At 37.2% G+C, this 6194-nt stretch carries 8 protein-coding genes; 5 read left to right on the plus strand and 3 right to left on the minus strand.

Going from position 1 to position 6194, the window contains the following annotated elements; all coding sequences use genetic code 11:
- Window positions 1-86: 86 nt before the first annotated feature.
- The 3 genes from HMPREF0373_RS03980 to HMPREF0373_RS03990 all read right to left on the minus strand — a co-directional run bounded on the left by HMPREF0373_RS03980 (window position 87) and on the right by HMPREF0373_RS03990 (window position 1936).
- A complete protein-coding gene (locus HMPREF0373_RS03980; protein WP_021738323.1) occupies window positions 87-1118 on the minus strand; it encodes a tyrosine-type recombinase/integrase in 1032 nt (343 codons plus the stop codon).
- A 256-nt stretch (window positions 1119-1374) separates the two neighbouring features.
- On the minus strand, window positions 1375-1545 hold the full coding sequence (locus HMPREF0373_RS03985) for a helix-turn-helix domain-containing protein (protein WP_044962841.1): 171 nt from the start codon (window positions 1543-1545) through the stop codon (window positions 1375-1377).
- Window positions 1546-1558: 13 nt separating this feature from the next.
- Window positions 1559-1936, minus strand: a complete 378-nt coding sequence (locus HMPREF0373_RS03990) for a helix-turn-helix domain-containing protein (protein ID WP_021738326.1) — start codon at window positions 1934-1936, stop codon at window positions 1559-1561.
- Between the two features lie 368 nt (window positions 1937-2304).
- Between HMPREF0373_RS03990 and HMPREF0373_RS03995 the strand changes: the two genes are divergently transcribed.
- The 5 genes from HMPREF0373_RS03995 to HMPREF0373_RS04015 all read left to right on the plus strand — a co-directional run bounded on the left by HMPREF0373_RS03995 (window position 2305) and on the right by HMPREF0373_RS04015 (window position 6096).
- On the plus strand, window positions 2305-2631 hold the full coding sequence (locus HMPREF0373_RS03995) for a hypothetical protein (protein ID WP_021738327.1): 327 nt from the start codon (window positions 2305-2307) through the stop codon (window positions 2629-2631).
- Window positions 2618-3397, plus strand: coding sequence for an FAD-dependent thymidylate synthase (locus tag HMPREF0373_RS04000; protein WP_021738328.1), 780 nt, complete (start codon window positions 2618-2620; stop codon window positions 3395-3397). Before HMPREF0373_RS03995 ends, HMPREF0373_RS04000 begins: the two co-directional genes overlap by 14 nt.
- Window positions 3387-3797: a dUTP diphosphatase gene (locus HMPREF0373_RS04005; RefSeq protein WP_021738329.1), complete on the plus strand. Its 411-nt coding sequence runs from the start codon at window positions 3387-3389 to the stop codon at window positions 3795-3797. Before HMPREF0373_RS04000 ends, HMPREF0373_RS04005 begins: the two co-directional genes overlap by 11 nt.
- Window positions 3798-4190: 393 nt before the next feature.
- Entirely contained in the window at window positions 4191-4562 is a 372-nt protein-coding gene (locus HMPREF0373_RS04010; RefSeq protein WP_081695198.1) for a plasmid mobilization protein, read from the plus strand.
- Window positions 4549-6096 (plus strand): relaxase/mobilization nuclease domain-containing protein, encoded by a 1548-nt coding sequence (locus HMPREF0373_RS04015; RefSeq protein WP_021738332.1) that lies wholly within the window; start codon window positions 4549-4551, stop codon window positions 6094-6096. The genes HMPREF0373_RS04010 and HMPREF0373_RS04015 overlap by 14 nt, the downstream gene beginning before the upstream one ends.
- Window positions 6097-6194: the final 98 nt, after the last annotated feature.

The raw sequence follows: 6194 nt of genomic DNA on the forward strand, positions 1-6194 counted from the left end.
CTGTTTCCTCCTTATTTTAAGCCATTTCTGGGATTTTCCAATTCATATTTTAGGGGCTACTGTGCCACTACTGTGCCATTTTTCATTTACCCTACATGCCGTTTACGTTCAAACTGTTCCAAACTGTCGAACAACATATCTGTCGTAACATGCATGTATAAATCTGTTGTAAGCTGTAACTGAGAATGTCCCAGTATCTGAGATACTGTTTTAAGCGGTATATTTGCTTCCAAACACCTTGTTGCAAATGTATGCCTGAAACAATGTGGTGTAACTCTCTCAAAAATCAAATCCGGATTATGTTTATGTATTTTACGCATTATGCCTTCTATACATTCACCTACAAGAAATTGTGTTGTTGGTTTATTGTTTTTAGTAACAAACACAAGATCCTCATAACCTTCTAACGGTTCTTTGCCCTGATTCACAATTCGTTTCTTTTTAAAAAACTGTTGGTGTAATGCGTCAATCGCAATAGCTGTCAATGGTATATCCCTTAATCCTTTATTTGTCTTCGTTGGATGCATCTGAAATACATATTTTCCATTTTTAGAAAAATATGTCAGAGAATGTCTTACATGAATTACTTTTTTCTTGAAGTCAATATCTTTCCACTGTAATCCAGCAAGTTCGCCAAGTCGCATCCCCGTTTCCAGAGCAACTATAAACAGATAATAATATATTGTATTTTCAGCCTCTTTTAAGAAAATCTCCTGTTCCTCAACAGTCAAAACACGCCTCATTTTCTTCTCTTCTCTGGTAATATCAGTATTTATCTGCTTTGCAATATTTTTGACGATCAAATCTGATGCATATGCCTTTTCAAGCATATCAACCAAAACTTTTTTACTATTTTTTCTTTGGTTATCTGTTTCCAAATTATTAATAGCATCCTGCATTACCATCAAATTCAGCTTATTCAATTTCCGCCACCCCAATGCATCTTTCACACGCTTATAATGTCTGGTATAAGTATCTTTTGTATTATCTCTACAATTTTTTTTACAAATTGAAATCCACTTATCAAACCATTCATCCAAAGTCATATTACTATGAACAACATTTATTGCAGCATCATCTTCCTGCCGTGCAATTCGCAATTTTTTTTTGGATTCCATTATAAGTAGGATCTGAAATTGATTGTCTTTTACCGAACCTATTTGTAAATCTTGCTATATATAACCCGTCTTCTTTTCTTTGACTTATTCCCTTTCCCAGTTCTTTTCCATTTAACGATTTTCCCACACCTATCAAGTCCTTTCTGATTAATTAAGTAAACCAAAAAGTATTGCATAGATATAAAATAGTATACTATGCAATACCTCATTTTTCAACTAACAGCCATAAAATTCTATTTGTTTTTTCTTTTTATTTTTATGTAGCTTCTCTTTCAATCCATGCATCTAACTTTCGCTTATCTGCATACCATCGATTCCCTATTCTTATTCCAAATCCATTACATCCTCTAACAAGTTCCCTTGCTTTTGTCTCGCCTATGCCAAGGTATTCACAGATTTCCTTAATATTTAAAAGTTTTTTATCCATAATGCTATTGCTCCTAAACATTTCTAGTGTATTTATTATTAGATCTTGACATCTTACTTTTTTTACATTCAAAGCCTTCTACTAAAATCAGGCATATAGAAATCACATATTCCCGTTCAACAGGTTTCAGGTTTTTCAATTTCTGTTCCAAGATCTCTTCATCCGTACTTTTTCCTTGCAGTTGTATGCCTAACAGACTATTAGGATCCACACCATACTTTGAAACAATCTTCATCATAAGTTGCATACTCATACGATGCCTGCCCTGCTCAATCTGAGAATAATGCGTATAACTAATGCCTAGACTCTCTGCCATATTATTTTGTGTATATCCGTATTTTTTTCTGATATTCCGCAAAGAATCTCCCACTGCATAAATGTTATATATCATCTTCTACCTCTTCCATTCGATAAATTTGTAATATTCTAATTCTTATCTCCACCAATCCTTTCCAGCATTTTGCCATGTGTATACATCAGCAATGGCACCTGTCCCATCGTGTCAGTGTCCTCATGTATATGTGGTTATTACTTCTTTCACTTATCGTTTATCAGCTCAGTGCTATACAAAAGAATCTGGTAAATTTTTTAACTTTTTATTTCGCTAAATATTTGTATAAGCCCTTTCACCCACACAATTTATGAAGGAGCGTTTCTATAAAATGATCCTCAGCATCGCAACCATGCCAGAAGGGACAGCTGACAGATCGGTGCAGTTCATTTCATAGAATCCCTGATTACAGAAGGAGGATTTATCACATGACACAAGAAGAATTTAATGATGTATTTGAAACTCAAATGAAAAAGTGTTCGGATATTCTTGCACACAAACAGAAAGAATACACCGGTGATAACACAGACAGACTCAGTGCATTCAAGATGGCTGCCGCCTTACAGAATTGTAATCCAAAAGCGGCTCTGGCAGGTATGATGTCAAAACATGTCGTATCTATATATGATATGTGCTATTCCAATCTGCTTTATTTTGAATTAGAGCAATGGGACGAAAAAATCACTGACAGCATCAATTACCTGATCCTGCTGAAAGCACTTATAGAGGAGGAACATGCCTATGAATCACATTGAAACAGCTATCCTGAACTGTTACGGCATTCAGGAAGCAGAACAGAATATGGTTTTCGCGGCCAGGCTCACGCAACGCGGCCATACGATCCGCAACATGGAAGATCTGATGGATCTTTATCATCAGACCTATAGCAAAGAAACAGTAGAGCATATTGCCGGACTTCCACATCCAACTGTACAGAAATTTATGGTCATCACTGTTGCTGTGGTTGGAGCAAGCAGACGTTTTCTGACACAGATTACAAGACATCAGAATGAAGTAAAATATATGAGTGCTTCCCTGCAGTACAGCAATTATTCAGGACATGCAGCATTTGCAATTCCTTATGAAATTCTGAAAGCAGAAAACAGCATTCAGAAACTTTACACCAAAAGCTGCCAGTCTGATCTCAATAATTATGAAAAACTCTGCGCTGCCGGAATCAGTCATGATGCTGCTGAATATGCGACACCACAGGGATTGCGAAATGTCCTGATCATCAGTGCAACACCTTACCAGTGGAAACATATGATCGGTCAGAGAACCTGCAGAAGAAATACAGATGAGACACGTATCGTTATGCTCCAGATCTGGGAAAAATTATACCGGTTGAGTCCGATTCTCTTTGCCCCCGATCTGACCGGACCTTTCTGTCAAAGAAGCTCCTGCATGGAAAAGCAAATGTCCTGCAACAGATCTATTCCAAAAATCTGGACGCCTGATAAAATCCTGCAGTCGGATTATCCACTGCTTGTACAGAAAAAGGTGAATCATCATGAAAATTAAACTCATCGACTTTGGGCTGAAAGAAGATCATCATCCTTTCCGACCACACGAAAATGATGCCGGTGCAGATGTATTCATGCCTTATGACTGCACCTTAAAACCGGGGGAGATTGCAAGAATCCCTCTTGGATTTGGACTGATCATTCCAGACGGATATGCCGGATATATTTTCAGAAGTAGCATGGCAGTAAAAGGTCTTGTCTGCGAACTTCCACCGATTGATTCCGGATACCGGGGTGAAGTCCATGCGATCATCAGCAATGTAAGTACATCTACCCAGACTATTCCAAAAGACACACGCGTCGGTCAGCTAGTGATCACACCTGTGGTAATTGCCGATTTTGTATTAGAACTTAGCATTGAACGTGGGACAGGTGCATTTGGAAGCACCGGGCAATAAAATACCAGATTTTTCTGATCATATTAAAATAAGGCATCGGTTTCTTCCGGTGCCTTTCAATTTGTTCTTCTATATTTTTTCTATTTTTTATTCAATCTCTTTTGTATAATTCCCTGTACCTACACGTTTTATGAAAGGGTATATCTCTTCAAGAGCAAGATCCACTCATGTTAAACAAATTACCAAAATCCGGTATTTGTTCTCCTTCAGAGTCATATCTTGATGGGGATTTCGTTTCCCCATACCCTCGATAAAATCAGATGTTTTACATCTGTTGGCTTACACAAAAATGTGTTCGCAGCACGCCTTTACATATCGGAAGGGACAGCCGATATATATTTCGTGTGTTACTTCGTAACAGAAAAACATACCATGCCAGGAGATTTTCATTTCATGGAAAACAGAAAAAAAAGAACCAATTATCCTCACTTCATTGGTGTTCGATTATCAGATTTTGAACTTGACCGTTTAGATCAAAATGCAAAATTATTGGGAATCAGCAGATCAGAATACGTTCGTAAACTACTTATTGAAAAAGAAATAAAAAACCATATTGAAATCGTTGCAGACATGGATGACCTCAAAAAACTTGTTGGCGAATATGGAAAAATCGGTTCCAATTTGAATCAGATTGCAAAATATTTTAATACCGGTGGTATGCGCTCTCTTGCCATAGAGGATGAAATCCACCAGTGTATTGCAGATCTTTTCAAATTAAGGAAAAAGGTTTTGGAAATGGCAGGTGATACTGATGGCAGTTCTTAAACATATCAAAAGTAAAAATGCGAATTATTCAGATGCGATCGACTATCTGCTTTTTCAACATGATGAAAATAATGGGAAAAAGATACTTGATGATTCCGGCAGGCCTATCCTTCGGGAAGAGTATTATATCGACGGACTTTTATGTACACCGGAATCTTTTGATAAAGAATGTGAAATCACAAATAAAAAATTTCATAAAAATCAAAATGCATCTGACATTAAAAGCCATCATTATATTATAAGTTATGATCCTACTGATGTAACGGAATGTGGACTGACTGGGGAAAAAGCCCAGGCTCTCAGCCTGGCTCTTGCAAAGAAAATATTTCCCGGGTATCAGGCTCTTATAGTCACACATACAGACGGGCACAATAAATCCGGGAATATCCATACTCACATCGTGATTAACAGTGTTAGAAAATGTACTGCTGAAAGGGCACCCTATATGTCACAGCCCCATGATCATGAAGCTGGATATAAACATAGAGCCACCGATAAATTCACCAAATATTTCAAAAAGGAAATTATGGATATGTGCCAAGAACATGGGCTGCACCAGGTGGATCTACTCATTCCGGCCAAGATAAAAATTACAGATAAAGAATACCGATTGCAGCAATCCGGCCAGAAAAAACTTGATAAGATAAATCAGGAAATCATTGATTCCGGCTTAAAACCAACATCCGGAAAATTTCAAACACAGAAACAGTATCTCAGAGATGCCATCGATGAATGTGCCCCTGTCTGTAAAAATTTTGAAGAATTTCAATCTGTGCTTTTTGAAAAATACCAAATATCTGTTACTGACCATCGGGGTCGTTACAGTTACCTGCACCCAGAGCGTAATAAACGGATTACTGAACGTGCACTTGGAACACGCTACGGAAAAGAACACTTGGAACAGGTATTTCTTCAGAAAGATCCGCTGGCTATTATTTTTGTAAAATCACATTTACGCTTGGTTGTAGACCTACAGACAAATATAAAAGCCATGCAGAATTCGGCTTATGCAAATAAGGTAAAAATCACAAATTTAAAACAGATGGCAAATACGATCATCTATCTGCAAAAGCATGACATAGATAACAAAACTTCCCTTGAATCAGCTTATGCTGCTTCCTACATGCAACAACAAAAAGCACAGGATCAGGTCACGAATCTATCCTTACAACTAAAAGATTTGAACCAGCAAATTCATTATACCGGGCAGTATCTGAGCAATAAAAAGACATATACGGCATTTTTTAATTCCAAAAACAAAGGACTTTATCGAAAAAATCATGCCTCAGAAATTCAGGCATATGAGACCGCCAGAGATTGGTTAAAACAGAATTTATCAGAGGAAACCATACCTTCCCTTAAGAAATTATATGAAAAAAAATCCAGTCTGCAACTCTCTCTGAATGCCTACAAAGATGTTCTCTCTGATTGTAAAAGCCAGGTACATGAACTGGATGTTGTCCGACAAAATGTAGATTCTATTCTAAATCATCAGACGCCAGAATATTTCAAAACATCTGAACAAGTTTTATAATCAACTAAGGCAGAAAGCCAATGGCTCTCTGCCTGCATGATATTATTCAGCTATTAACTCTATCCCTTATGCTTCTGAGAACTGGTCTTTTCCTACAA

Origin of the sequence: Eubacterium ramulus ATCC 29099, assembly GCF_000469345.1 — a bacterium.
Taxonomy (GTDB): domain Bacteria; phylum Bacillota; class Clostridia; order Lachnospirales; family Lachnospiraceae; genus Eubacterium_I; species Eubacterium_I ramulus.

Coding starts and splice junctions, on each gene's coding strand:
- HMPREF0373_RS03980 (WP_021738323.1), bottom strand. CDS start 1,118: ATGGAATCCAAAAAAAAATTGCGAATTGCACGGCAGGAAGATGATGCT.
- HMPREF0373_RS03985 (WP_044962841.1), bottom strand. CDS start 1,545: ATGGATAAAAAACTTTTAAATATTAAGGAAATCTGTGAATACCTTGGC.
- HMPREF0373_RS03990 (WP_021738326.1), bottom strand. CDS start 1,936: ATGATATATAACATTTATGCAGTGGGAGATTCTTTGCGGAATATCAGA.
- HMPREF0373_RS03995 (WP_021738327.1), top strand. CDS start 2,305: ATGACACAAGAAGAATTTAATGATGTATTTGAAACTCAAATGAAAAAG.
- HMPREF0373_RS04000 (WP_021738328.1), top strand. CDS start 2,618: ATGAATCACATTGAAACAGCTATCCTGAACTGTTACGGCATTCAGGAA.
- HMPREF0373_RS04005 (WP_021738329.1), top strand. CDS start 3,387: ATGAAAATTAAACTCATCGACTTTGGGCTGAAAGAAGATCATCATCCT.
- HMPREF0373_RS04010 (WP_081695198.1), top strand. CDS start 4,191: ATGGAAAACAGAAAAAAAAGAACCAATTATCCTCACTTCATTGGTGTT.
- HMPREF0373_RS04015 (WP_021738332.1), top strand. CDS start 4,549: ATGGCAGTTCTTAAACATATCAAAAGTAAAAATGCGAATTATTCAGAT.